The organism is Mycobacterium sp. (assembly GCF_965229265.1).
Taxonomy (GTDB): Bacteria; Actinomycetota; Actinomycetes; order Mycobacteriales; family Mycobacteriaceae; genus Mycobacterium.
Genome location: NZ_CBDDIY010000013.1, coordinates 148,676 through 172,873, shown reverse-complemented (window position 1 = coordinate 172,873; position 24,198 = coordinate 148,676). Strand labels below are relative to the sequence as shown.

Here is a 24,198-nt window from a genome sequence, read left to right as displayed (position 1 = left end):
CCTGCGGCGAGGAAGGGCTCAGCCATGCCAGGAAATGTAGGTGTTGGTATCGTCGGCGTGGTTGCTGGCCTGGCTGCCCTTGCGGTGGGCTGCGGGCACAAGGACACGGCCGCGACGCAGTCGAGTCCGACGACAGCCGGCTCGGCCTCCGAGATCGTCTTCCCGACGGCGACCCAGACCGATGTCAACGGCAACGGCAGACCCGACTCCGATCCGTCCGACGGTGATTGGCCCGGCAAAATGACCGTGGTCTACGAGGATGCGACGACACCCGAGGCGGTACGGGGCCGAGAGTTCATGCAGCAGACCAATCTGCTGCCGCAGCTGGCCGACGACATCAACGACACCCTCAAACTGCCCTTCGACATTCCGTTGAAAGGCTCGCAGTGCGGCGTAGAGAATGACTGGTGGAGCCCCGAAGACAAGGCGATGACCATGTGCTACGAGGACATTGCGGCAAACTTCGATAGGTTCCAAGCAGCGGGGTTCTCCGATCCCACGTCGGCCACCTTCCACACCGCGGTCGCGGTCAACTACCACGAGACCGGGCACATGGTCATCGACATCTACGATCTACCGGCGACCGGCCGCGAGGAGGACGTCGCCGACCAGGCGTCGGTGTATCTGCTCCTCCGTCCTGACGACGACGGAAAGATCGACCAGGACAGCATCGATGCCATTAAAGACTCGGCAGCCTCCTGGAAACTGCTGAGCGACCAGGACAATGGTGAGGTAACTGCCGACGACCTGGCCGATGTCCATTCGCCGAACCTGGCCCGAATGGACAACATCTTGTGCTGGGCCTACGGAGCCGACCCCGATGCGATGAGCGACGTTGTCACGCAAGGTCTTCTGCCGCAGTCGCGAGCAGACGGATGCGACGACGAGTATCAGAAGCTCGACCACGCCTGGAGTACGCTGCTCAAGCCCTACCTGAAGTAGGACCTGTCAGCGGTTGTCGCGCCAGCGGATCAGCGCCTGCGCCGGGCCCAGGTCGTAGTCGGGTCCGTCGCAACCGACGGTCATCAGCGTGACGCCCAACCCCGCGAGCGCCTCGGCGTTGGCGACCAGGGTGTCGGTGTCGTTGCCCTCCACGCCGGAGGAGCGTTCGATGGTCCCCGGATCTCGGCCCACGTCGGCGCAGTGCCGGTCGAGCACCTCGGCCTTGCCGGGGTAGGTATCGGCGTTGGTGAATCCGTGCCACTGGTCGGCATATTGGGCGACCAGGCGGAGCGTCTTGCGCTCGCCTTGACCCCCGATGAGGATCGGGATCTCGCGGGTCGGCGCCGGGTTCAGTCTGGCCAGCCTCGATTTGATGCGCGGCAGCGCCGCCGCGAGGTCATCGAGGCGGCTGCCGACGGTGCCGAAGTCATAGCCGTACTCGTCGTAATCCTTCTGCTTCCACCCCGAACCGATGCCGAGGATCAGCCGGCCACCGGAGATGTGGTCGACGGTGCGGGCCATGTCCGCGAGCAGCTCGGGATTGCGGTAGGAGTTGCACGTGACCAGGGCGCCGATCTCCACGCGTGAGGTCTGCTCAGCCCAGGCGCCCAACATGGTCCAGCACTCGAAATGCGCGCCGTCCGGATCGCCGTAGAGCGGAAAGAAGTGGTCCCAGTTGAAGACCACGTCGACGCCGATGTCCTCACAACGACTGACCGCGTCGCGCATCTGGTTGTAGTCGGTGGAATGCTGCGGCTGCAGTTGCACGCCGATACGAATGGGGAAGGTCACCACACAACCGTACGTCGCGGCTAGACGTGTTGGCCTTGCTCCTCTTCCGCCTCGTTGCTCGGCGGCATCGTCGTCGCGGCTAGGTTCGATGGCCTTGCTCCTCTTCCGCCTCGTTCCTCGGCGGCATCGTCGTCGCGGCTAGACCCCGATGTTCCCGCCCGGCTTCCACACCGCCACGACCGACGGGCGGGCCGTGCCGTTGCCACCCGCCGGCCAGTTCGACAGGGGATCGTCGATGCTGTTGTCGTCGTGTTCGCCGGGGTGCTGAACGCAGACCGTGACGAGGTCGTCGAGCACGATGGGTCCGCACGTCTCGGCACCGATCGGCACAGTCAGGAACTGGCGCGTCTCGCCGCGGTCGGGTCCGTCCAGGGCGACGGCGAACAACCCGTCGTTGGACCCCAGCGCGTTTCCGTCGGTGCTGATCCACAGGTTTCCGTGCGGGTCGAAGGCGAGGTTGTCCGGGCACGAGATGGGGCTGACCTTCGATTTGTCGAAGCCGCCGTAGTAGGTATCGGCCGCGGCAGGGTCCCCGCACACCAGCAGCAGATCCCAGCTGAACGTCGTGCCGGAGTGGTCGTCGGTGATCTCGAGGATCTGCCCGTTCTTGTTGTCGTTGCGCGGATTGGCGGCGTCGGCGGCGGCTTTGCCGGGTGCGCCGCGCTTGTCGTTGTTGGTCAGCGCGACGTAGAGCTTGCCGGTGCGCGGGTTGGCCTCGAAGTCTTCCGGGCGGTCCATCTTGGTTGCCCCGGCCTTGTCGGCGGCGAACCGGGTGAAGACGGCGACCTCCGGTGCGGTCATGCCGGCGATCAGGGACTCGGCGGCACCGTCGGGGCCGGAGCGCAGCAGCGGCAGCCACGTGCCGGAGCCGCGGAAGGACCCGTCGGACGGCAACGTGCCGGACCCGTCGATCTGACTGGCCGGGATGTCGGTGGAGAGCTTGGCGACGTACAACGTGCCCTCGTCGAGAATCGTCATGTTGTGTGCCATGGCCGCTGCGTCGCGGCCGGGTTGAATCTTCTTGCTGGAGACGAACTTGTACATGTAGTCGAAACGTTCGTCGTCGCCGCTGTAGGAGACGACGGTTCCGTCGGCGGTCACGTAGATGGTGGCGGCCTCGTGCTTGAAGCGGCCCATCCCGGTGTGCTTGACCGGTGCCGACCGTGGATCCCAAGGATTGAGTTCGACGACGTAGCCGAACCGGTTGACTTCGTTGGGAGCCTTGGTCGGGTCGAACCGGGGATCGAAGGTCTCCCAAAGCCGTTCGCTGGGCTCGAGTTTGATGCCGTAGCGTTTCCAGCGGTCGGCGTCGACGGGCGTCGGTGCCTGGGCGCCGTCGGCGGAGCCGAAGTAGGAATTGAAGTTCTCTTCGCCGGACAGGACCGTCCCCCACGGGGTGATACCGCCCGAACAGTTGTTGACGGTCCCGACGACGGTGCGTCCGCCTGCGTCGGCGCCGGTCTTGACGAACTCGCTGCCGGCGGCGGGTCCGGTCAGGGTGAACGGCGAGGCGGCCGTGATGCGACGGTTGTAGGGCCCCATCACCGGCCGGAGTCCCTCATCGCTGCGCTCCACCTCGACGACTGTCAGGCCGTGTGCAGCGACCGCTGTCTCGAATTGTTCACGCGTGGGGTGCTTTTCGTCGTACCCGGGGAACATGAACCGCTCGGTGGTGTACTCGTGGTTCACGACGAGCAGGAAGCGGTTGGGCGCCCCGTCGATCGGCAGCAGCCCGGCGAAGTCGTTGTTGAAACCGAACTGCTGGCGTTGCGTGGCTGCGGTCTGGTTCTTGACGTCGAAGGCGGGTGCGCCGGGCAGGACCGGGTCACCCCAGCTGATCACCACGGCCTGTCGGTAGCCGTCGGGCACCACGACGGCGTCTTCAGTGTTGGGTGCCACCGCGGCGAAGTCCATCCCGGCCGGGGTGGGCCGCGGTGTGGACGGGGATGTGGACTGTGCCGTGGGTGTGGACTGGGTCGAACACGCGGCCAGCGCCGAACCCGCGCCGACGGCGAGCACGGCGATGCCGGCGGCCTTGAGGGCCGATCGCCGCGACATCGCTTCGCGAACCAGATCCCCGAAGTACTCGTTGTCGCTGGTGTTGGGTGCCGGGTGTGCGCACGCGTCACCGCAACGGTAACGACAGGTGACGCGTTGCCGAGCGGACCGCCCGTCATGACTGATGAACACATTCAGCGGGATGAGGGCCATATCCCGAAAACTATGGCAACCCGGGAATCAGCTGGGAATGCGCTGGGAATCAGCTGGTGAACAACGGGGAAATGGCTCAGCTGCCGAGCACGTCGCGCAGGATCTGGATGAGCGCCAGCGGCTGATCGCCCTGCACCGAGTGCCCCGAGTCGGGCACGACGATTACCTGTTGGAAACCCGGTGCGGTGCGGGCGAATTCGGCGGCGTCGTCGTCGTTGACGAAAAACGAGTTGGCTCCGCGTACCAGCGTGGTGGGTGCGGTCAGCCCAGGGACGTCGTCCCACAGGCCTTCGAAGCCCTCGCCCTTGCGGAAGGTGTCGTATCGCCACGTCCAGCTGCCGTCGTCGAGTTGCTTCGAGTTGTGGAACACGCCGCGGCGCAAGGAGTTCCGGTCGCGGTGCGGTGCTGCGGCGACAGTGACGTCGAGCATGTCGGCGAAGTTGGGGAAGGTGCGGTCACCCTTCACCAGGGCGACGGTACCCATCTGGGCCTTGGTCATCTGTTCGTGGCGTTCCGGCGCCGACGGGGTGACGTCGACCATGACGAGGGTGCGGACCAGCTCCGGGGCGGTGACCGCCAGCCGCATCGCCGTCAGTCCACCCAGCGACATGCCGACCACCAGGTCGGCGTCCGGCGCCAGTTCGCGGATCACCGGTTCGACCGTGTCGGCGTTGAGCTTGGGCCCGTAGTCGCCGTCCTCGCGCCAGGCGGAGCGGCCGTGGCCGGGCAGGTCGATGGCCAACGCCGATACACCGAGTCCGAGGATGACGGTGTCCCAGGTGTGCGCGTTCTGGCCGCCACCGTGCAGGAACACCACCCGCACTGGGGCGCTGCCCCAGCGCAGCGCGCTCACCGGACCGCGGTCGATGCGCTCCACCGGGGGGATGCCGACCGCGCCGGCCTGCGCGGCGTTCTCGGGCAGCAGCGCGAACTCGTCGAGTCCGATCAGTTCGTCATCGGAGATGTGCGGGTCAGCCACGATCCTGACCCTACAACGCGATTTGGGCGCGCCTACCGCCGCTCACCGACGTGTTCTGTTCGGGGACATCGCTGACAGTTGGATGTCTCGGGACATTGCTGACACCTGAGTAGGTGCTGGGACCAGCATGGTTCATGGCCCAGAAGGTGACAGCGATGGATATTCGCATGGCTGCAGCATTGGCCGGGCAGATCGAGAACGTGGCACAGTTTTGCCGCGACAGCGGTATCAGTAGGGAGACGTTCTACAAGTACCGCCGACGATTCGGTCAGGACGGCATCGAAGGGCTGCAGGAGCTCTCGCGGCGCCCGCGGACCTCGCCGAGGCAGACCCCGGTCGAGATCGAGGATCTGATCGTGTTGCGGCGCAAGCAGTTGATCGAGCAGGGACGTGATCACGGAGCCCAGTCGATCGTGTGGGCGTTGCAGCGCGAGGGTATCGCGGTGCCCTCGGTATCGACGGTGTGGCACATCCTGACCCGGCGCGGGGCGATCACCCCGCAGCCGCAGAAGCGGCCGAAGTCAGCGACGAAACGGTTCTGCTTTGATCGGCCCAACGAGTGCTGGCAGTCCGATTGGACCGGATGGGCGCTGGCCGACGGCACCCCGGTGGGTATCGCGGGCAGCCTCGATGACCACTCCCGCTACCTGGTGGGGTTGCGTGCCTGTACCGGTGACGCCGACGCCGCGCTCGTCTGGGAGGTGATGCTGGCGGGTATCGACGAATGCGGGATTCCGTCGATGTCGTTGTCGGACAACGGACTGGTCTATACCGGACGGTTCCACGCGTATGAATCGGCGTTCGAGACCAACCTGTGGGCCCTGGGCGTGCGGACCATCAATTCGGCGCCGTTTCACCCCCAGACCTGCGGCAAGATCGAGCGGTTGTGGCAGACGTTGAAAAAGTGGCTCACCGCCCACGAACCCGCCGCCACTATCGACGAGCTCAACGCTCACCTCGAGCAATTCCGCAACTTCTACAACCATCAACGGCCGCATCGCGCTCACCGAGGGGCCACCCCCGCCGAGGTGTTTGACGCCACCGCCAAAGCCCGGCCCGCTGACCGTCCCGTGCCCGCACCAATCGTGATCAGCCATCACAGCGTTGGCGAAACCTCGGGATACATCTTCGTCGCACCCTACAAAGTCAACGTAGGCCTGCGGTGGGCCGGCCACGACTGCGACGTCATCCGCGACGGTGAGCACATCACCATCCTCAGCGGCACCACCCTGGTCCGCTCCTTCACCGCCGACCCCACCCGCAGCTACCAACCCGGCGACAAAACCACCCGGACCTATCGCACCCGCGAACCCAAACCGGCACCATGAGTGTCAGCGATGTCCCGAGACACAAGTGTCAGCGATGTCCCGAGACACCACACGCCGCTCACCGACGGAAAACGCGCCCAAATCGCAAAGGATTACTCGCCGGCGATGAACTCCTCGAGCTGGGTCCGGGCGATGTCGTCGGCCAGCTGCTCGGGCGGGCTCTTCATCAGGTACGCCGAGGCCGGGATGATGGGCCCACCGATGCCGCGGTCCTTGGCGATCTTGGCGGCGCGCACCGCGTCGATGATGATGCCGGCCGAGTTCGGTGAATCCCACACCTCGAGCTTGTACTCCAGGTTCAGCGGCACGTCGCCGAAGGCGCGGCCTTCCAGGCGGACGTAGGCCCACTTGCGGTCGTCGAGCCACGCGACGTGGTCGGACGGGCCGATGTGGACGTTCTTGTCGTCGATCTTGCCGGCCAGCGAGCCGGTCAGGTTGGAGGTGACGGCCTGAGTCTTGGAGACCTTCTTGGATTCCAGGCGCTCGCGCTCGAGCATGTTCTTGAAGTCCATGTTGCCGCCGACGTTGAGCTGGTAGGTGCGGTCCAGGGTCACGCCGCGGTCCTCGAACAGCTTGGCCATCACGCGGTGGGTGATCGTGGCGCCGACCTGGCTCTTGATGTCGTCGCCGACGATCGGCACACCAGCGTCGGCGAACTTCTTGGCCCACACCGGGTCGGAGGCGATGAACACCGGCAGTGCGTTGACGAACGCCACCTTGGCGTCGATGGCGCACTGGGCGTAGAACTTGTCGGCCTCGTCGGAGCCCACCGGCAGGTAGGACACGAGCACGTCGACTTGAGCGTCCTTGAGCACCTTGACCACGTCGACCGGCTGCTCGTCGGAGATCTCGATGGTCTCCGCGTAGTACTTGCCGATACCGTCCAGGGTCGGGCCGCGCTGCACAACGACGTCGGTCGGCGGCACGTCGGCGATCTTGATGGTGTTGTTCTCGGAGGCGAAGATGGCCTCGGAGAGGTCGAAGCCGACCTTCTTGGCGTCGACGTCGAACGCGGCGACGAACTTGACGTCGCGCACGTGGTACTGGCCGAGCTTGACGTGCATCAGGCCGGGCACCGTGACGTTCGGGTCGGCATCCTTGTAGTACTGGACGCCCTGGACCAATGAGGACGCGCAGTTGCCGACGCCGACAATGGCGACGCGCACATCCGTCGACGCTCCCGGCGCGTTGTTCTCAGTCATGGACGTTCTCCTAACTCGTACTTCTGCTGGCTGTTCAGGTTCGGGTTGGTGGTCGTATCAGGTCTGGTCGGGGTGGCCCTGCGCCACCCGTTCCGCGGCGATCAGCTCGTTGAGCCACTTGACTTCCCGCTCGCTGGATTCCAGACCCAGCTGATGCAGTTGTCGGGTGTAGCGGTCCAGCGAGTTGCTCGCTCGCGCGATGGCCTCTCGCAGGCCTTCGCGGCGCTCCTCCACCTGGCGACGGCGACCTTCCAGGATCCGCATCCGGGCCTCGGCCGGGGTGCGGTTGAAGAACGCCAGGTGCACACCGAAGCCGTCGTCGGTGTAGTTCTGCGGGCCGGTGTCGGCCACCAGTTCGGTGAACCGTTGTCGGCCGTCGTCGGTGAGCTGGTAGACCCGCCGAGCACGACGCAACACCGTAGTTCCGGCGGGGGCGGCGTCCTCGGCGATCAAGCCGTCGGCCTGCATCCGGCGCAGCGCCGGGTACAGCGAGCCGTAGGAGAAGGCGCGGAACGCCCCCAACAAGCCCGTGAGTCTCTTGCGCAATTCGTAGCCGTGCATGGGGGACTCCAGGAGAAGACCCAAGATGGCGAGTTCGAGCACCGGGTCACCTCCTTTTGCTCAGCCGTTACGGTGCTTCAACACCTCCGGCGATAGTATCGGAGCGATATATTCGGCGCCAATTGAGCGCCGTCGACCCTGATGGCGGGCACGCCGAAGAAGCCGCCCGCGGCGGCCAGCAGGTCGAGTGGTCCTACGGGTAATTGATGTTCTTGGCAGAACCGTCGGGGTTGAGCTGGATGTACCCGCTGCCGAAGTCGGTGGAGACGTAGATCGAGATCGTGACGGTTCCCGGTGCGGTCGGGTCCCGCGTGGGGTCGATGATCAGGTAGGTGCTCTTGACGTCGGCGGGCTTGATGTCCAGTGTTTCCGGCGCTGCGCGCAGTACCCCGACGATGGCCTTGGTATCGAACTTGCTCAGATCCACCACGCGGGCGTCGCTGCCGGTCGGTGAGGTGCTCGGATCGCCCCACCCGCCGCGGTAGGTGTAGCTCAACTCCCGACGGTCGTCACTGGGGTCGGGGCGGTCCAGGGAGGCGTAGTCGGGGTGGATCACCAGCCGGTAGCCGTTGGTGTCGCCGAACTTCTTCTTCATCTGTTCGAACAGACCGTTGAGGCCGCCCAGCGACTGGAGCTGGCGGGGCGGGGTCAAGACGACCGGTGCGACACCGTCGGGCTTGGCGCCGGGATCAGAGGTGAAGTCCAGCGGCGAGGGGGTGTTGCCGTAGAGGCCCCAGCCGATACCGATGCCGAGAAGGACCAGGACGGCGGCGACGGCGGCACGAAAACCCCAGCCGGCGCGGCCGCCGAGGCGGGCGAGCCGCGGTCGGCTCAGCGTGGGCAGTTGCACCGGGGAGTTACCGGTCTGCAGATCAGACACCAGTGCCCGCAGGTCGCCGAGAGTGGTGGAGTTGGTGGCCGCCTTCACCCGCTGCTGGTGCTCGGTCATCGACAGCTGCCCCTCGGACAGCGCGGTGTCGAGGATCTGGCAGGTGTCGTTGCGGTCGTTGTCCTTGGCTCGCGTGCTGGCCGTCTGCGATGTCGCCACGGCGATGATCGTAAGAGTTCCGATCACATTCGGGGGCGCAAGAGCCCAGACCAGACGGCTAATCCGGCGCACCGCGAGTCGGTTGCGCGTCGGTGCCAAGACCACCGACGTACTCTGGTCATCGTGCGATTGCAGCGACAGGTGGTGGACTACGCCCTACGGCGGCGCTCCCTGCTGGCCGAGGTGTATTCCGGCCGCACGGGTGTCACCGAGGTGTGCGATGCCAATCCCTATCTGCTGCGCGCGGCCAAGTTTCACGGCAAACCCAGTTCGGTGATGTGCCCGATTTGCCGCAAGGAACCGCTCACGTTGGTGTCGTGGGTGTTCGGCGAGCATCTGGGTGCCGTTTCAGGGTCGGCGCGCTCCGCGGAGGAGCTGGTCCTGCTCGCCACCCGGTTCGATGAGTTTGCAGTACATGTAGTGGAGGTATGCCGGACTTGCGAGTGGAATCACCTGGTCAAGTCCTACGTGCTCGGAGCGCCCCGGCCCACCGACGGAACGCGCGGACGCCGAGGCACCCGGACGGCGCGCTCCGGCGCGCGCACGGCCAGTGAATAGCGAAGGGCGTCACGACCGGCCTGCCACTGGTGTCCCCTCGGGATCAGGGGCCGATGGTGCGTCCGGTGAACCGGATTCGCCGACGTCGAGGTTCCCGGTGGCCGACGGCGCGGGGTCAGCCACTCCCCCCCGAAGCACACCTCGTCGGCAGGTGCCGCCCGATGACCGGTTGACGGCGATCATCGAACCGGTCCGTGAGGACACCGTGCCCTTGCTGCGCGACCCGATCGACGTCGTCAAGAGAGCACTGGACGGCACGCCGCCGTCGAAGCTGCCGCCCCCACCACCGCCGCCTCCGACGGGTGGGGGACCTGGTGGTGGTCCGCCGGCCAAGCCGCCGAGTTTCTCCCAGCAGATCAGCTGGAAGTGGGTGCGCCGCTCGCTCTATCTGGCCGCTGTGGTGTTGGTCGTGCTGCCGATCATGACCTTCGGCATGGCGTACCTGATCGTCGACGTGCCCCAGCCCGGCGATATCCGCACCAATCAGGTGTCGACGATCCTGGCCAGTGACGGCTCGGAGCTGGCGAAGATCGTTCCGCCGGAAGGCAACCGGGTCGACGTCAATATCGACCAGGTGCCTGTGCATGTGCGTAATGCGGTGATGGCCGCCGAGGACCGCGACTTCTACACCAATCCGGGCTTTTCGCTGTCGGGGTTCGCGCGTGCGATCAAGAACAACCTGTTCGGCGGTGACCTGCAGGGCGGGTCGACGATCACGCAGCAGTACGTCAAGAACGCACTCGTCGGCGATGCGCGCTCCGGCGTCGGCGGCCTGGTCCGCAAGGCCAAGGAACTCGTCATCTCCACGAAGATGTCGCGCGAGTGGTCCAAAGATCAAGTGCTGCAGGCGTATCTGAACATCATCTATTTCGGCCGCGGCGCGTACGGCATCTCGGCGGCGTCCAAGGCCTACTTCAACAAGCCGGTCGAGCAATTGACGGTCGCCGAGGGCGCGCTGCTGGCAGCGCTGATCCAGCGGCCGTCGACACTGGATCCCGCGATCGACCCCGAGGGTGCGGCCAAGCGCTGGAACTGGGTGCTCGACGGCATGGTATCGATGGGAGCGCTGTCGAAAGACGAGCGCGGCCAACAGATTTTCCCGCCGACGGTGTCCCCGGATCAGGCCAGCTCGGAGAACGTCACCACCGGTCCCAACGGTCTGATTCAGCGCCAGGTCACCAAGGAACTGCTCGACCTGTTCAACATCGACGAGCAGTCGCTGAACACCCAGGGTCTGCAGATCACCACGACCATCGACCCGCAGGCGCAGAAGGCCGCCGAGGACGCGGTGTCGAAATACCTCGACGGTCAGATGCCGGACATGCGAGCGGCGGTGGTGTCCATCGACCCGAAAACCGGGGGGGTCAAGGCCTACTACGGGGGGTCGGACGCCCAGGGCTACGACTTCGCCCAGGCCGGGCTGCCGACGGGTTCCTCGTTCAAGGTGTTCGCCCTGGTGGCCGCCCTCGAACAGGGCATGGGGCTGGGCTATCAGATCGACAGCTCCCCGGTGAATCTCAACGGCGTCACCATCACCAACGTCGAAGGTGAGGGCTGCGGCGTCTGCAACATCGCCGAGGCACTCAAGCGGTCGCTGAACACCAGCTACTACCGGTTGATGCTGAAGCTGAAGAACGGTCCGGCCGACGTCGCCGACGCCGCGCACCGGGCCGGCGTGGCCGAGAGTTTCCCGGGCGTTGACCACACGCTGTCCGAGGACGGGAAGGGCGGCCCGCCCAACAACGGCGTCGTGCTCGGTCAGTACCAGACCCGGGTCATCGACATGGCCTCGGCGTACGCGACGCTGGCCGACTCCGGCGTGTACCACAAGCCGCACTTCGTCCAGAAGGTCGTCAACGCCCGCGGCGAGGTGCTCTTCGACGCCAGCACCACCGACAACAGCGGCGAGCAGCGCATCGAGAAGGCCGTCGCCGACAATGTGACGGCGGCCATGCAGCCGATCGCGGGCTGGTCCAACGGGCACAACCTGGCCGGCGGGCGCGCTTCGGCGGCCAAGACCGGGACCAACCAGCTCGGCGACACCGGTGCCAACCGCGATGCGTGGATGGTCGGCTACACCCCGTCGCTGTCGACGGCGGTGTGGGTGGGCACCACCGATGGCACTCAACCCCTGGTGAATCAGTGGGGCGGCCCGGTGTACGGCTCGGGCATCCCGTCAGACATCTGGAAGGCGACGATGGACGGGGCTCTCAAGGGCACCGACAACGAGTCCTTCCCCAAGCCTGCCGAGGTGGGCGGCTATGCCGGTGTGCCGGCGGCGCCGCCTCCGCCGCCTCCGCCGCCACCGACTCCGACCGAGACGGTCATCCAGCCGAGCATCGAAGTCGCGCCGGGCATCACGATTCCGCTCGGGCCGCCGACCACCATCACCGTGCCGCCGCCCGGCCCGCCCGCCCCGGGTGCTCCCGAGGCGCCGCCGCCGGTTCCCGGCGGTGACCCCAACGCTGCCGTTCCACCACCGCCGCCGTGATCGACAGCGGTGTAGGTGGGGGTCCACCGCAGGATTCTTCGGCCGACCGGCCGGCCAGCGAGCCGGCCGGCGGTGTCGTTGTGGGCACCGGCCGCGACACGGTCTCGCCGCAACCGCTGGCCGACGACCTGCGCAGCGTCGACGATCGCGATATGCCCAGCCGCACCGACACTTTGGGCGCGGCGCTTTCAGAGGTTGTCGGCGGGCCGGTGGGTCGGCATGCGTTGATCGGCCGGACCAGGGTGTTCACCCCGCTGCGGGTCATGTTCCTGATGGCGCTGGCGGTTCTGGCGTTGGGCTGGTCGACGAAGGCGCCGTGTCTGCAGACCATCGGTACCGGACCGCCCGACCAGCGCGTGGCGAACTGGCAGAACCAGCGCGCCTACTTCGAGTTGTGCTACTCCGACACCGTGCCGCTCTACGGCGCGGAGTTGTTGAGCCAGGGGCGGTTCCCGTACAAGTCGAGCTGGATCGAAACCGACTCCAGCGGTCGGCCGCAGACCCGCTACGACGGCCGTCCGGCGATCCGCTACATGGAGTATCCGGTGCTGACCGGGGTGTACCAGTACGTGTCGATGGCGCTGGCCAAGACCTACACCGCGGTGGCCAAGATGATGTCGCTGCCGGTGATCGCCGAGGTGGTGATGTTCTTCAACTTCGCCGCGGTCGGTCTGGCACTGGCGTGGTTGACGACGGTGTGGGCGTCGTCGTGGCTGGCCGGCCGCCGGATCTGGGACGCCGCCCTGGTGGCCGCGTCGCCGGTGCTGGTGTTTCAGATTTTCACCAACTTCGATGCGCTGGCCACGGCGTTAGCGGTCGGTGGTCTGCTGGCGTGGGCGCGTCGCAGGCCGGTGCTTGCCGGGATCCTGATCGGGCTCGGGGTGTCGGCCAAGCTGTATCCGGCGCTCCTGCTGCTGCCGTTGGTGGTGCTGGCCATCCGCAGCGACCGGATGGCCGACGCCGCCCGAACCGTTGTCGCCGCGGTCGGCGCCTGGTTCGTGGTGAATCTGCCCGTGATGGTGCTGTTCCCGCGCGGGTGGTCGGAGTTCTTCCGGCTCAACTCCCGCCGCGGGGACGACATGGACTCGCTGTACAACGTGGTGAAGTCGTTCACCGGGTGGGACGGCTTCGACCCGGGTCTGGGGTTCTGGGAACCGCCGGTGGTGCTCAACACCGTGGTCACGGTGTTGTTCGTGCTGTGTTGCGCGGCGATCGCCTATATCGGACTGACCGCGCCGCAACGGCCCCGGGTGGCGCAGCTGGCGTTCCTGACGGTGGCGGCCTTCTTATTGGTCAACAAGGTGTGGAGCCCGCAGTTCTCGCTGTGGCTGGTGCCGCTGGCAGTGCTTGCCCTGCCGCATCGCCGAATCTTGTTGGCGTGGATGACAATTGACATGCTGGTGTGGGTACCGCGGATGTACTACCTGTACGGCGAGGCCAACAAGGGCCTGCCCGAGCAGTGGTTCACCGCGACGGTGCTGCTGCGCGACATCGCGGTGATCGCACTGATGGTGCTGGTCGTACGTCAGATCTATCGGCCCGAATTGGACCTGGTGCGCTGGGACGGCCGGGTGGACGACCCGGCCGGAGGGGTGTTCGACGGCGCCGAAGACGCCTTCCCGGCACGGTTCCCGCGCTGGCTGCGGCCACGTGTCACGACCGGTGCCGGACCCGAATCCGAAGCGGCCCGCGAGGACACCCCGGTTCCGGCCTGAGCCGAGGGTGCGGAGCTGATTTCGCTGATCAGCCGCTCTTCCGGTAGCCTGGGCGGGTTGCCGACGCAGGCGACTCTCCTGCCACGGAATTACCGTGGCCGCTACGACCACAGGAGGTGATGAGGTTCCCATGCGTCCATACGAAATCATGGTCATCCTTGACCCCACTCTTGACGAGCGCACCGTTGCTCCGTCTCTGGACACGTTCTTGAACGTCGTCCGCACCGACGGAGGCACCGTCGACAAGGTCGACATCTGGGGCCGTCGTCGGCTGGCGTACGAAATCGCCAAGCACGGTGAAGGCATCTACGCCGTCGTCGACGTGAAAGCCGAACCGGCCACCGTTTCCGAGCTCGACCGTCAGCTCAACCTGAACGAGTCGGTGCTGCGGACCAAGGTGATGCGGACCGACAAGCACTGAGTCACTCAGTGGAGAACGTCACGCGAGCGTCGTACTAGTTACGTAGGCTCGCGGTGAATCCACCCGCCTATGCCAGGAGGACCTTGTGGCCGGTGACACGACCATCACCGTCGTCGGAAACCTGACCGCCGACCCCGAACTGCGCTTCACCCCGTCCGGTGCGGCCGTCGCCAACTTCACGGTGGCGTCCACCCCGCGGATCTTCGACCGCCAGAGTTCGGAGTGGAAGGACGGCGAAGCGCTGTTCCTGCGCTGCAACATCTGGCGTGAGGCGGCCGAGAACGTGGCCGAGAGCCTCACCCGGGGTTCGCGGGTCATCGTGACCGGCCGGCTCAAGCAACGGTCCTTCGAGACCCGCGAGGGTGAGAAGCGCACGGTCTTCGAAGTCGAGGTCGACGAGATCGGCCCGTCGCTGCGGTATGCCACGGCCAAGGTCAACAAGGCCTCGCGCAGTGGGGGCGGTGGCGGCGGCTTCGGCGGCGGTGGTGGCGGCGGCGGTTCCCGTCCGGCGGCAAGCGAGCCCGCCGACGACCCATGGGGCAGCGCCCCGGCGTCGGGCTCGTTCGGCGGCAGCGACGACGAACCGCCCTTCTGATCCAGAACGACATCCTTATTTGCGCGCCACGCGCGCGCCTATGACAGAACGAAAGAGATTGACCCATGGCCAAGTCCTCTACTAAGCGGCGCCCGGCTCCTGAGAAGCCGGTCAAGACCCGCAAGTGTGTGTTCTGCTCCAAGAAGGGGCAGACCATCGACTACAAGGACACCGCGCTCCTGCGCACCTACATCAGTGAGCGCGGCAAGATCCGTGCTCGTCGGGTGACCGGTAACTGTGTTCAGCATCAGCGTGACATCGCGATCGCCGTCAAGAACGCGCGCGAGGTTGCCCTGCTGCCGTTCACCTCGTCGGCCCGGTAGAGAAGAACGGAAGTAAACGAGAATGAAGCTGATCCTGACCGCTGAGGTCGACCACCTCGGCGTTGCCGGTGATTCCGTCGAGGTGAAGGACGGATACGGACGTAACTACCTGCTGCCACGCGGCCTGGCCATCGTGGCCTCCCGCGGTGCGCAGAAGCAGGCCGACGAGATTCGCCGCGCCCGCGAGATCAAGACCGTGCGTGACCGTGAGCATGCCGACGAGCTCAAGGCCGCTCTGGCGGCGCTGGGCCCGATCACGTTGCCGGTGAAGTCCGCCGCCGACTCGGGCAAGCTGTTCGGTTCGGTGACCGCCAGCGACATCGTCGCCGCGATCAAGAAAGCCGGCGGCCCCAGCCTGGACAAGCGCACCGTGAGCCTGCCCAAGGCCCACATCAAGGCGACCGGTACCCACACCGTGGGCGTGCACCTGCACCCCGAGGTCACCGTCGACGTCGCGGTGGACGTCGTCGCACAGGGTTAGCCGTTAACGTCGCATTCCCCGGGTGGTGACCACTGGTGGCCATCACCCGGGGAATTGCTGTATTTCTGGCGAACTCTTCTCGGCGGTGTCGCCACAGCTAATCTAACCGGCCGTTAACCTGCTGCATAAGCTCCGGCAACACAACACGCCCGGGACCGCAACCCGGCCCGACACGCCGGTGAACTTGCCATCCACAGCACACAATGGGGGCTACTGTCCCCTCAGCTGGGCAGATACCGCGTAAATGCACAGTGATCCACAGGTTCTCCCCAACGACTCAACACCACTGTCCCCGGCTATGCACAAGCCATCAACAGGTTGATCAACAGGCGCGGTTTGCGGTGGGCCCAGCAACGTCTAGCGTGAGCCGTCTGCGGTGCAGGCCTACCTCTCGGCGATCCCGGTTGTCGGTGCCATGAGATATACGTCTGGACAGCAGATCGAACGCGCGTTCGACACTCAAGGGAGGTGGGGGTTACCCAATGGCGGTCGTCGACGATCTCGGTCAGTCCGGGCGGGGTGGGCCTCCTCCTGCCGAGGACTTCGGTCGCCAGCCACCCCAGGATCTCGCCGCCGAACAGTCCGTGCTGGGCGGGATGCTGCTGTCCAAGGACGCCATCGCCGACGTGCTCGAGCGGCTGCGGCCTGGCGACTTCTACCGGCCTGCCCACCAGAACGTCTACGACGCGATCCTGGACCTCTACGGCCGCGGTGAGCCCGCCGACGCCGTCACCGTCGCCGCCGAGCTGGACCGCCGGGGGCTGTTGCGCCGCATCGGCGGGGCGCCATATCTGCACACCCTGATCTCCACGGTGCCGACCGCGGCCAATGCCGGGTACTACGCGGGCATCGTCGCCGAGAAGGCGCTGCTGCGGCGGCTGGTGGAGGCCGGGACGAGGGTGGTGCAGTACGGCTATGCCGGAGCCGAGGGCGCTGACGTCAACGAGATCGTCGACCGCGCCCAAGCCGAGATCTACGACGTCACCGAGCGCCGGACCGCCGAGGACTTCCTACCGCTGGAAGACCTGCTGCAGCCCACGATGGACGAGATCGACGCGATCGCCTCCAGCGGCGGCATCTCCAAGGGCGTTCCGACGGGGTTCACCGAACTCGACGAGCTGACCAACGGATTGCACCCCGGTCAGATGATCGTCGTCGCGGCTCGACCTGGTATGGGCAAGGCCCTGGGGCTCGACACCCCGCTGCCGACGCCGGGTGGCTGGACCACCATGGGCGAGGTGGCCGTCGGCGACTACCTGATCGGTGCCGACGGACGTCCCACCCGGGTGGTCGCCGCAACCGAAGTGATGCTGGGCCGGCCCTGCTACGAGGTCGAATTCTCCGACGGGACGGTGATCGTTGCCGATGCCGAGCACCAGTGGCCGACGGAGCGGGGCATCCAGACCACCATGACATTGCGCGCGGGCGCCGACGTAGTGACGGCGGCTGCAGCGCGGCAGCTTGTCGGAGTTGGCGCGCCGGTTCCTGCCGCGTTCGCGGTAGTCGATGTCAGGCCGATCGCGAGCGTTCCGGTTCGGTGCGTCGAAGTCGACAACGATGACCATCTCTACCTGGCCGGGCGCGCGATGATCCCGACCCACAACTCGACGCTGGGGCTGGACTTCCTGCGGTCCTGCTCGATCAAGCATCGGCTACCCAGCATTGTGTTCTCGCTGGAAATGAGCAAGTCCGAGATCGTTATGCGCCTGCTGTCGGCCGAGGCCAAGATCAAACTGGCCGACATGCGGTCGGGCCGGATGACCGACGATGACTGGACGCGCCTGGCGCGCCGGATGAGCGAGATCAGTGAGGCGCCGCTCTACATCGACGACTCGCCCAACCTGACGATGATGGAGATCCGCGCGAAAGCCCGTCGGCTGCACCAGAAGGCGGGGCTGCGGCTCATCGTGCTCGACTACCTGCAGCTGATGACCTCGGGCAAGAAGGTTGAATCACGACAGCAGGAAGTCTCCGAGTTCTCAAGGCAGATCAAGCTTTTGGCGAAAGAGCTAGAGGTTCCGGTGGTCGCCATGAGCCAGCTGAACCGCGGGCCTGAGCAGCGGACCGACAAGAAGCCGATGCTGGCCGACCTTCGCGAGTCGGGGTCGATCGAGCAGGACGCCGACATGGTGATCTTGCTGCACCGCCCCGACGCCTTCGAGAGCGACGACCCACGCGGCGGCGAAGCCGACTTGATCATCGCCAAACATCGTGCGGGACCGACGAGAACGGTAACCGTCGCACATCAGCTGCATCTGTCGCGGTTTACCAACATGGCGCGCTAGTGCAGACAGCTGCTGCTGTGCAGTAGCTGTGAGACACGCCGGGGACGGATGCGCAGGAGTTTAGTGGCGACGACCCTTGCGGTGAGATTGGGAAGTGCAGGTCGTCGTGGGCACCTGATGGGGAGCATTTGAGCGCCAGGGCTATTCGGAGGTAGCCGGACATCTTCGGAGCAATGAGCAGGTCCAGGCGGCGCACCCGAGGCGGGCGCAACTACGCCTCACCCAAACTCGGCCGGTAATCGGCCACCTCGGCCTCGGCAGCAAGCAATGCGCCCAGCTCACCCTCCTGCTGGGCAACAAACACACCCATCACCTGCCGGCATACCTCCGGCACGCTCACCCCACGCATATCCGCAATACGCTTCAGCCCGAGCAGCATTGACGTGGACACGTGAAACTGCACCGCGAACTGACCGCACGAACCATCCTCAGGCGGGAACCCCGGACCCACCACCACAGGTTCATCCACCCCGTACTCGCCCACCTCAGCACCGCGAGCTCGCTCAACAACCCCACCACTAGCGCCGCCGTCAACGGCGTCGGCCGGGTCCCGTAACCCCTCATGACTGAACAAACCCATTCCGCCCACGCTAGACCTCGCAGCAGTCCCAGGCGAGATCCAGACGTCTTGTCTGCACCGGCGACCTGGACGACGCGCGCTCTCTTTCTCGAATCACGGGGCGAGGCAACCCTCTTCGTGCCGGCGCCGCCTTCCGCACCCCCCCGCAGCGGGTACGTGCCGAGATCCTGCCTCCGGCCGAGTTCGCGGTACTCACCCACCCCCGGTGGACACGACAGCATCGACCGCAGCTACGGGGCACTGGGACGCTATGTGAACGAGCATCTGATCAGCCACCAGGGCCCGATCCGCGAGCACTACATCCGTGCCGCGCCCTGCGCCCCAACCACGTTCACCGCCACAGAAATCTGCTGGCCGATCTTCAGCACCACCGCTCCCCCAGAATGACTGCAGTCCTCGAAGGGGCTGGGGTCCAGGCCCATCCGTCCCGGCCGCACACCATTCCGACGACCGGATGCCCTCATTACGCCCGGCCCCGCGACCGGGGGTAGTACCGTCCGGATCATGGAGTCAGCCGGTGATTCGTCGAGTGACCTTGGTGCGTTTCTACGGGCACAGCGTGCTCGGGTGTCTCCACAGGATGCGGGGCTACCCGCGGCACCGGGACGGCGCGTAGCCGGTCTGCGCCGTGAAGAGGTGGCGGTGCTGTCCGGGGTGAGCGCGGACTACTACACGCGACTGGAGCAGGGGCGGGAGCGCAGTCCCTCGGCGTCGGTGCTGGACTCGATCTGTGAGGCGTTACGGATGTCGGCCGATGCCCGCGATCACGCCTTCCGGCTGGCGCGGCTGGCGCCGAGGGTGGGCCGTGACAACGAGATGATCAGCCCTGAGCTGCTGCAGACGATGGACGCATTTCCTCAGGCAGCGGCCTATGTCACGAATGCTGCCTTCCGGGTCCTGACAGCCAATCCCATTGCGGCAGCGCTCATTGCGCCGCTACAGCGACGCAACAGCAGTGTGCTCGCGGCGATCTTCGTAGACCCGGTTGCCCGCGAGTACTACGTGAACTGGGACGAGGTGGCCCGCGCCGCGGTCAGCGCGCTGCGTCTGGCAGAGAGTTTCGTTCCACCGGTGCCCGAGGTGCAGGCGCTGGTAGAGCGGCTCTATCAGCGCAGCGAAGCCTTCCGCGGGATGTGGGACGACCAGCGGGTGGCCGGGTTGTCGGCGACCCGCAAGACGATCCGCCACCCTGAGGTGGGGGTGGTTGAGTTGAGCTTCCAGACCTTCGATGTCAACAGTGCTCCGGGTCAGCAATTGACAGTGGCCACCGCGGCCCCGGGATCGGCCAGTGCGGATGCGTTGGCGCTGCTGGGAACGCTGGGTGCCACCCGCCTTCGGGAGCAAGTGCAGCCGGAGCCCTGATCCTGGGTGCCGTGCACCCAGGAAGTTCCGCCCTTCTTCGGCGCGCGCCGGCGGCGTTGACTCACTTGTCAGCCACAGACGGAAGGACGCAAGAATCGTGACGATCATCGTCATCACCGGCGCAAGTCGCGGGTTGCGTGCCGCTGCGGCGCGGGCCTGCGCTCAGCGGGGCATGGGTGTGGTGCCGACCTACCAAGCCAGCCCGTTCTTCCTGACCCACTATCAGGCCATGGAGTTTGGTGACCGCGGAATCCGGGCCAATGCCATCGCCCCCGGACCGATCCGCATCGAGCTCGGTGGCGGCCTGACCGACGAGTTCGAGGCTGCGCTGGCCGCGCAGTCCGCCCTGGCCCGCGTCAGAGAACCCAAAGGAGGTCGGCACCATGATCGCCAGCCTGCTTTCAGAGGACAACCAGTGGATCAACGCGCACACCATCGAAGTCGCCGGCGGCTACGCCATCTAACAGGGGAGTGTCATGCTTGACCACATCTTTCTCACAGTGTCCGACCCCGAGGCGTCGATCGCGTTCTACACCGCCGCGCTTGCTCCCTTGGGCATCACCGCCCGGCTGGACTACGACGGTAAGGACGGACCACCCGGACACCCCGACCTCTACGGACTCGGAGACGCCGCCACCGGGCGGATGATCTTCTGGCTGCGCCGCGGTGTAGCTGATGGCAACGCTGCCCACGTCGGGTTCGTCGCCGACAGCAAGGCCGAGGTCGACGCCGCTTATGCCGCCGCGATCAGCGCGGGCGCGACCGACAACGGAGCGCCAGGTGTGCGGCCGCATTACGACTCGCGCTACTACGCCGCTAACGTCCTCGACCCCGACGGCTACAGCCTGGAGTTCGTTTACAAGAGCTGGCAGCACGAGGGTGGGTGAGCTATTGAGCTACGGCGCAACGGGTTACACCGGGGAGATGGCCGCCGAGGCCGCCGAGGACATCGAGTCGGCGCTGGCAAGGACGACGCAGGACTTCGCCTTGGCGGGCACCTACGACCGAGAGCAGTTCCCGGTGACGCTGGGTCGCAGGTCGAGGCCACCCACGCCGCCGATGGTTTCACCGCGTAGTTTGGCAGCGGAAAGCGCTGTCCTGCAGCAGTATTTCTCGCATAGGAGATCCGCTGATGAACAATGACAGTGCGCCGACACTGGAGGTGTCGATGGTGACGTTCGACTGCACCGATCCGGAAACGCTGGCGGCGTGGTGGGCCGGCGCACTCGGCGGCCAGGTGAGCGTCGCGGCGGCGGGTGAATTCGTGGTGGTCACGGTGGCAACGGGGCTGCGGCTGGGCTTTCAGAAGGTGCCGGATCCCACTCCGGGGAAGAACCGAGTGCACCTGGATCTGCACTCTCAGGACAAGGACCGAGACGCGGTTCGCCTGATCGCAGCGGGCGCCGCAGAACTGGGCCGGCACACCGCCGGCCCGGATTTCGGGTGGGTGGTGCTGGCTGATCCGGACGGCAACGTGTTCTGCGTGGCCGGCGCGCCATAACGGCATCGCCCTAGTGGCGCCAAAGAGGTTGCAGAGCCAAGAGTCGCCCCGGGTCGGATCCCTCGAGCCGACAACGATTCTGCGACCCCGACGCATAGCGGGGTGTCTATTCCACGCCGGCCGGGCTCGAGGTGACGGGATACGGTCACTTCGACCACGTACACATCACCACGACACCGCGCGGCTGATCGATGGTCGGACCGAGCCCTCGCAAACATGTCGGACGGTGCGCGCATGCTGGCGGCATCCACAACGAAAGGGGCCGTGATGTGCTGGAAATGCGACAACCCGGACGGCACCACAGAGGAGTACCTGGACCATCTGCGTGCGACAATTCAGGACCACGGGTGGGCTGTTCAATACGTCGAGAGTGACGAGCGACCGTTGGCGTATACGGTCGGCCTGCATAGCCGCGGCCTTCCAGAACTGTTGATGACCGGGCTGTCCGCCAACGTCTCCTGTCGAGTGCTCAACTCGATCGCACACATGATCGTCGACGACGGCGTCGAGCTTGCGCCGGCAATGCACATCGACTTCCAAGATCGCTTTCTCATCGAGGTGGCTCAGGTGGAGCACCCGGATGTCCACATGAGATTCGCCGTCGAGCTCTTCGGCCGCAATTTCCCTGCATTGCAATTGGTGTGGGCTGACGAACGGGGACGCTTCCCGTGGGCCCCGGGGTGGGGCCATGGACGTCGTAGGCAACCCGTCCTAGGACGACGTGCCGAGTGGCCGAACTCAGCCGCGTGAACCACTGGCTCACGACCACGAATGCGGGCCAGGGCTGAATAGGGGCGGGACTGTGGCCGGCCGTGACAGGATGCTTCACCGTGACGCGTCCCAACTTTCTGGTCATCGTGGCCGACGACCTCGGGTTCTCCGACATCGGTGCCTTCGGCGGGGAGATCAACACCCCCAACCTGGATCGCCTGGCCCATGCGGGCATCAGGCTGACCGACTTCCATTCCGCCCCAGCTTGTTCGCCGACACGGGCGATGCTGCTGACCGGAACCGACCACCACGTCGCCGGAATCGGCACCATGCTCGAGATGGCCGCCCCGGAATTCCAGGGTGCACCCGGCTACGAGGGCTATCTGAACGACCGGGTGGTGGCGCTGCCGGAACTGCTGCGCGACGCCGACTACCAGACACTCATGGCCGGCAAGTGGCACCTGGGCGACACCATCGACAGGTCTCCGTGGGCGCGGGGATTCGACCGCTCCTTCGCGCTGTTGCCGGCCGGCGCCAGCCACTACGGCACCCGTGGAGGTGGCGGGTTCTCTCCCGTCCCGACGATGTTCACCGAAGACGACCAGTTCGTCACGGTGGGAGAGGACTTCTACTCGTCGGACACCTACACCGACACGCTGCTGCGGTATCTCGAGGAACGTCCCAAGAACGCCGGGGACCAACCCTTTTTCGCCTACCTGCCCTTCCAGGCGCCCCACTGGCCGCTGCACGCGCCCCGGGAAACCATCGCCACCTACCACGGCCGCTACGACGCCGGACCGGACGCACTGCGCGAGGAACGGCTGGCGGCGCTCACGCGACTGGGCCTGTGCGCACCTGATGTCGAGCCGCACCCGGTGGTCGCCGACGGCGCCCCGGAATGGTCGGACATGACCGATGAGGAGCGAGCCGTCTCCGCCCGCAACATGGAGGTGTACGCCGCCATGGTGGACAGGATGGATTGGAACATCGGCCGGGTGATCGATTATCTCGAGGGCACCGGCGAGCTCGACAACACGGTCGTGATCTTCTTGTCGGACAACGGCGCGGAGGGCACGATCGTCGAGGCCATGCCGCTGCGCGGCCCCGAAATCCAAGCGTTCGTCGCCAAGCATTGCGACAACAGCGTGGACAACCTCGGCGCTCCGACCTCCTGGGCCTGGTATGGCCCGCGTTGGGCGCAGGCCGCCACCGCGCCGTCGCGGCTGCACAAGGCCTTCACCACCGAGGGCGGAATCCGGGTGGTGGGATTCGTCAGCTGGGCGGGCTTTGCCCGCCAGGGCGAGATCGGCACGGCGTTCACCACCGTCATGGACATCGCCCCGACGGTGTTGGAGCTCGCCGGCGCCGCGCATCCCGGCACCGAGTACCGGGGCAGGGAGGTCGAGCCGATGCGCGGCCGGTCGATGGTGCCCTATCTGTCCGGACAGGCGGACGCGGTCCATGACACCGACACCGGCACCGGGTGGGAGTTGTTCGGCCGCCGCGCAATTCGGCAGGGCGACTGGAAGGCGCTTCATCTACCCCCGCCCTACGGCCCGGGAACCTGGCAGTTGTATGACCTCTCCCGCGATCCCGGTGAGGTCCACGACCTGGCCGCTGCCCGGCCCGACAAACTGGCCGACTTGCTCGAGCTGTGGGACCGCTACGTCGAGGAGAACGGCGTGATCATCGGGCCCGTGTCGCTCTTCGAGATCGACCTTGAGGCGCATTGACCGAGCAGGTGCGGATCGGCGATGATTCCACGCGCCGCGCGCAGGATGGAATATACGTTGCAGCGGGACCTGTTTCGACACCCGGCGACGAATAACCCGGTGGCTTCCTGGGTGAGCTAGTGGTCCGTGTCAGTATTGAGTGGCTACTTGTTCGAGTTTGGCGCATGCACGGCGGATTCTTGTCAGGATTGATTCGGCAGTGGCCGTCCAGCCGTAGGGTTTGCCGCTTCATCCAATTCGTGACCTTGAGGAGTCTGTGGGTGAGCGAACGCGCGGATGAGGTTCAGCGGCGATCGAATCGGCAACTGCGGAGCTTACGCAGGCGACAATAAACCGGGAAAGCGGAAAGGAAATCCGATACCAGGCCGATCCCGAAATA

24 protein-coding genes and 1 pseudogene are annotated in these 24,198 nt (G+C 66.1%); 18 read left to right on the top strand and 7 right to left on the bottom strand.

Going from position 1 to position 24,198, the window contains the following annotated elements; translation table 11 throughout:
- Positions 1-24 precede the first annotated feature (24 nt).
- Positions 25-942 carry a DUF4344 domain-containing metallopeptidase gene (locus ADBZ9K_RS22920; RefSeq protein ID WP_526624563.1) on the top strand — a complete coding sequence of 306 codons (918 nt, stop codon included), beginning with the start codon at positions 25-27 and terminating at the stop codon, positions 940-942.
- Between the two features lie 6 nt (positions 943-948).
- Here ADBZ9K_RS22920 and ADBZ9K_RS22915 read toward each other — a convergent pair whose 3' ends face one another.
- From ADBZ9K_RS22915 to ADBZ9K_RS22905, 3 genes are all read right to left on the bottom strand, one after another.
- Positions 949-1,734: an LLM class F420-dependent oxidoreductase gene (locus ADBZ9K_RS22915; RefSeq protein WP_526624562.1), complete on the bottom strand. Its 786-nt coding sequence runs from the start codon at positions 1,732-1,734 to the stop codon at positions 949-951.
- A 138-nt stretch (positions 1,735-1,872) separates the two neighbouring features.
- On the bottom strand, positions 1,873-3,945 hold the full coding sequence (locus ADBZ9K_RS22910) for a PhoX family protein (RefSeq protein ID WP_526624561.1): 2,073 nt from the start codon (positions 3,943-3,945) through the stop codon (positions 1,873-1,875).
- A gap of 76 nt (positions 3,946-4,021) precedes the next feature.
- Complete coding sequence (locus tag ADBZ9K_RS22905; RefSeq protein WP_526624560.1) at positions 4,022-4,924, bottom strand: Rv0045c family esterase; 903 nt, start codon at positions 4,922-4,924, stop codon at positions 4,022-4,024.
- Positions 4,925-5,058: 134 nt separating this feature from the next.
- Here ADBZ9K_RS22905 and ADBZ9K_RS22900 point away from each other — a divergent pair, with 134 nt between their 5' ends.
- The gene (locus ADBZ9K_RS22900) at positions 5,059-6,252 is read left to right on the top strand and encodes an IS481 family transposase (RefSeq protein ID WP_526623202.1); all 1,194 of its coding nucleotides are present in this window, start codon (positions 5,059-5,061) and stop codon (positions 6,250-6,252) included.
- 92 nt (positions 6,253-6,344) lie between these two features.
- Here the strand turns inward: ADBZ9K_RS22900 and ADBZ9K_RS22895 are convergent, their stop codons facing one another.
- The 3 genes from ADBZ9K_RS22895 to ADBZ9K_RS22885 form a co-directional block, all read right to left on the bottom strand.
- Positions 6,345-7,454 carry an inositol-3-phosphate synthase gene (locus tag ADBZ9K_RS22895; protein ID WP_526624559.1) on the bottom strand — a complete coding sequence of 370 codons (1,110 nt, stop codon included), beginning with the start codon at positions 7,452-7,454 and terminating at the stop codon, positions 6,345-6,347.
- Between the two features lie 57 nt (positions 7,455-7,511).
- Positions 7,512-8,057, bottom strand: coding sequence for a PadR family transcriptional regulator (locus ADBZ9K_RS22890; protein ID WP_526624558.1), 546 nt, complete (start codon positions 8,055-8,057; stop codon positions 7,512-7,514).
- A 151-nt stretch (positions 8,058-8,208) separates the two neighbouring features.
- Positions 8,209-9,069, bottom strand: coding sequence for a DUF1707 domain-containing protein (locus ADBZ9K_RS22885; protein WP_526625589.1), 861 nt, complete (start codon positions 9,067-9,069; stop codon positions 8,209-8,211).
- A 117-nt stretch (positions 9,070-9,186) separates the two neighbouring features.
- Between ADBZ9K_RS22885 and ADBZ9K_RS22880 the strand changes: the two genes are divergently transcribed.
- From ADBZ9K_RS22880 to dnaB, 8 genes are all read left to right on the top strand, one after another.
- Entirely contained in the window at positions 9,187-9,621 is a 435-nt protein-coding gene (locus ADBZ9K_RS22880; protein ID WP_526624557.1) for a DUF5318 family protein, read from the top strand.
- The gene (locus tag ADBZ9K_RS22875; RefSeq protein ID WP_526624556.1) at positions 9,614-12,112 is read left to right on the top strand and encodes a transglycosylase domain-containing protein; all 2,499 of its coding nucleotides are present in this window, start codon (positions 9,614-9,616) and stop codon (positions 12,110-12,112) included. The genes ADBZ9K_RS22880 and ADBZ9K_RS22875 overlap by 8 nt, the downstream gene beginning before the upstream one ends.
- 152 nt (positions 12,113-12,264) lie before the next feature.
- A complete protein-coding gene (locus ADBZ9K_RS22870; protein ID WP_526625588.1) occupies positions 12,265-13,827 on the top strand; it encodes a glycosyltransferase family 87 protein in 1,563 nt (520 codons plus the stop codon).
- Between the two features lie 130 nt (positions 13,828-13,957).
- Positions 13,958-14,248 carry a 30S ribosomal protein S6 gene (gene rpsF / locus ADBZ9K_RS22865; RefSeq protein ID WP_135427673.1) on the top strand — a complete coding sequence of 97 codons (291 nt, stop codon included), beginning with the start codon at positions 13,958-13,960 and terminating at the stop codon, positions 14,246-14,248.
- 85 nt (positions 14,249-14,333) lie between these two features.
- On the top strand, positions 14,334-14,843 hold the full coding sequence (locus ADBZ9K_RS22860; RefSeq protein ID WP_526624555.1) for a single-stranded DNA-binding protein: 510 nt from the start codon (positions 14,334-14,336) through the stop codon (positions 14,841-14,843).
- A gap of 65 nt (positions 14,844-14,908) precedes the next feature.
- A complete protein-coding gene (gene rpsR, locus ADBZ9K_RS22855) occupies positions 14,909-15,166 on the top strand; it encodes a 30S ribosomal protein S18 (RefSeq protein ID WP_526624554.1) in 258 nt (85 codons plus the stop codon).
- Positions 15,167-15,188: 22 nt separating this feature from the next.
- Positions 15,189-15,647 carry a 50S ribosomal protein L9 gene (rplI, locus tag ADBZ9K_RS22850; protein WP_526624553.1) on the top strand — a complete coding sequence of 153 codons (459 nt, stop codon included), beginning with the start codon at positions 15,189-15,191 and terminating at the stop codon, positions 15,645-15,647.
- 482 nt (positions 15,648-16,129) lie between these two features.
- Entirely contained in the window at positions 16,130-17,932 is a 1,803-nt protein-coding gene (gene dnaB, locus ADBZ9K_RS22845; protein WP_526624552.1) for a replicative DNA helicase, read from the top strand.
- Positions 17,933-18,143: 211 nt separating this feature from the next.
- On the opposite strand, the gene ADBZ9K_RS22840 is transcribed toward dnaB, so the two are convergent.
- Entirely contained in the window at positions 18,144-18,416 is a 273-nt protein-coding gene (locus ADBZ9K_RS22840) for a hypothetical protein (protein ID WP_526624551.1), read from the bottom strand.
- A gap of 171 nt (positions 18,417-18,587) precedes the next feature.
- On the opposite strand from ADBZ9K_RS22840, the pseudogene ADBZ9K_RS22835 reads away from it, so the two are divergent.
- The 8 genes and pseudogenes from ADBZ9K_RS22835 to ADBZ9K_RS22800 all read left to right on the top strand — a co-directional run.
- Positions 18,588-18,899, top strand: a pseudogene (locus ADBZ9K_RS22835) (GyrI-like domain-containing protein); the annotation flags it as partial.
- 117 nt (positions 18,900-19,016) lie between these two features.
- Positions 19,017-19,874 (top strand): helix-turn-helix domain-containing protein, encoded by an 858-nt coding sequence (locus ADBZ9K_RS22830; protein WP_526624550.1) that lies wholly within the window; start codon positions 19,017-19,019, stop codon positions 19,872-19,874.
- A 97-nt stretch (positions 19,875-19,971) separates the two neighbouring features.
- Positions 19,972-20,358 (top strand): SDR family oxidoreductase, encoded by a 387-nt coding sequence (locus ADBZ9K_RS22825; protein ID WP_526624549.1) that lies wholly within the window; start codon positions 19,972-19,974, stop codon positions 20,356-20,358.
- On the top strand, positions 20,351-20,761 hold the full coding sequence (locus ADBZ9K_RS22820; protein ID WP_526624548.1) for a VOC family protein: 411 nt from the start codon (positions 20,351-20,353) through the stop codon (positions 20,759-20,761). The genes ADBZ9K_RS22825 and ADBZ9K_RS22820 overlap by 8 nt, the downstream gene beginning before the upstream one ends.
- Complete coding sequence (locus ADBZ9K_RS22815) at positions 20,754-21,017, top strand: hypothetical protein (protein WP_526624547.1); 264 nt, start codon at positions 20,754-20,756, stop codon at positions 21,015-21,017. The genes ADBZ9K_RS22820 and ADBZ9K_RS22815 overlap by 8 nt, the downstream gene beginning before the upstream one ends.
- A complete protein-coding gene (locus ADBZ9K_RS22810) occupies positions 21,007-21,375 on the top strand; it encodes a VOC family protein (protein WP_526624546.1) in 369 nt (122 codons plus the stop codon). Before ADBZ9K_RS22815 ends, ADBZ9K_RS22810 begins: the two co-directional genes overlap by 11 nt.
- A 234-nt stretch (positions 21,376-21,609) precedes the next feature.
- Positions 21,610-22,125, top strand: coding sequence for a DUF4262 domain-containing protein (locus ADBZ9K_RS22805; RefSeq protein ID WP_526624545.1), 516 nt, complete (start codon positions 21,610-21,612; stop codon positions 22,123-22,125).
- A gap of 80 nt (positions 22,126-22,205) precedes the next feature.
- A complete protein-coding gene (locus ADBZ9K_RS22800) occupies positions 22,206-23,819 on the top strand; it encodes an arylsulfatase (protein WP_526624544.1) in 1,614 nt (537 codons plus the stop codon).
- Positions 23,820-24,198 lie beyond the last annotated feature (379 nt).

Excerpts from the sequence above, each read along its gene's own strand:
- ADBZ9K_RS22920 (WP_526624563.1), top strand. The coding sequence starts at position 25 with ATGCCAGGAAATGTAGGTGTTGGTATCGTCGGCGTGGTTGCTGGCCTG.
- ADBZ9K_RS22910 (WP_526624561.1), bottom strand. The coding sequence starts at position 3,945 with ATGGCCCTCATCCCGCTGAATGTGTTCATCAGTCATGACGGGCGGTCC.
- ADBZ9K_RS22900 (WP_526623202.1), top strand. The coding sequence starts at position 5,059 with ATGGCCCAGAAGGTGACAGCGATGGATATTCGCATGGCTGCAGCATTG.
- ADBZ9K_RS22895 (WP_526624559.1), bottom strand. The coding sequence starts at position 7,454 with ATGACTGAGAACAACGCGCCGGGAGCGTCGACGGATGTGCGCGTCGCC.
- ADBZ9K_RS22870 (WP_526625588.1), top strand. The coding sequence starts at position 12,265 with ATGCCCAGCCGCACCGACACTTTGGGCGCGGCGCTTTCAGAGGTTGTC.
- rpsF (WP_135427673.1), top strand. The coding sequence starts at position 13,958 with ATGCGTCCATACGAAATCATGGTCATCCTTGACCCCACTCTTGACGAG.
- rpsR (WP_526624554.1), top strand. The coding sequence starts at position 14,909 with ATGGCCAAGTCCTCTACTAAGCGGCGCCCGGCTCCTGAGAAGCCGGTC.
- rplI (WP_526624553.1), top strand. The coding sequence starts at position 15,189 with ATGAAGCTGATCCTGACCGCTGAGGTCGACCACCTCGGCGTTGCCGGT.
- dnaB (WP_526624552.1), top strand. The coding sequence starts at position 16,130 with ATGGCGGTCGTCGACGATCTCGGTCAGTCCGGGCGGGGTGGGCCTCCT.
- ADBZ9K_RS22830 (WP_526624550.1), top strand. The coding sequence starts at position 19,017 with ATGGAGTCAGCCGGTGATTCGTCGAGTGACCTTGGTGCGTTTCTACGG.
- ADBZ9K_RS22820 (WP_526624548.1), top strand. The coding sequence starts at position 20,351 with ATGCTTGACCACATCTTTCTCACAGTGTCCGACCCCGAGGCGTCGATC.
- ADBZ9K_RS22810 (WP_526624546.1), top strand. The coding sequence starts at position 21,007 with ATGAACAATGACAGTGCGCCGACACTGGAGGTGTCGATGGTGACGTTC.
- ADBZ9K_RS22805 (WP_526624545.1), top strand. The coding sequence starts at position 21,610 with ATGCTGGCGGCATCCACAACGAAAGGGGCCGTGATGTGCTGGAAATGC.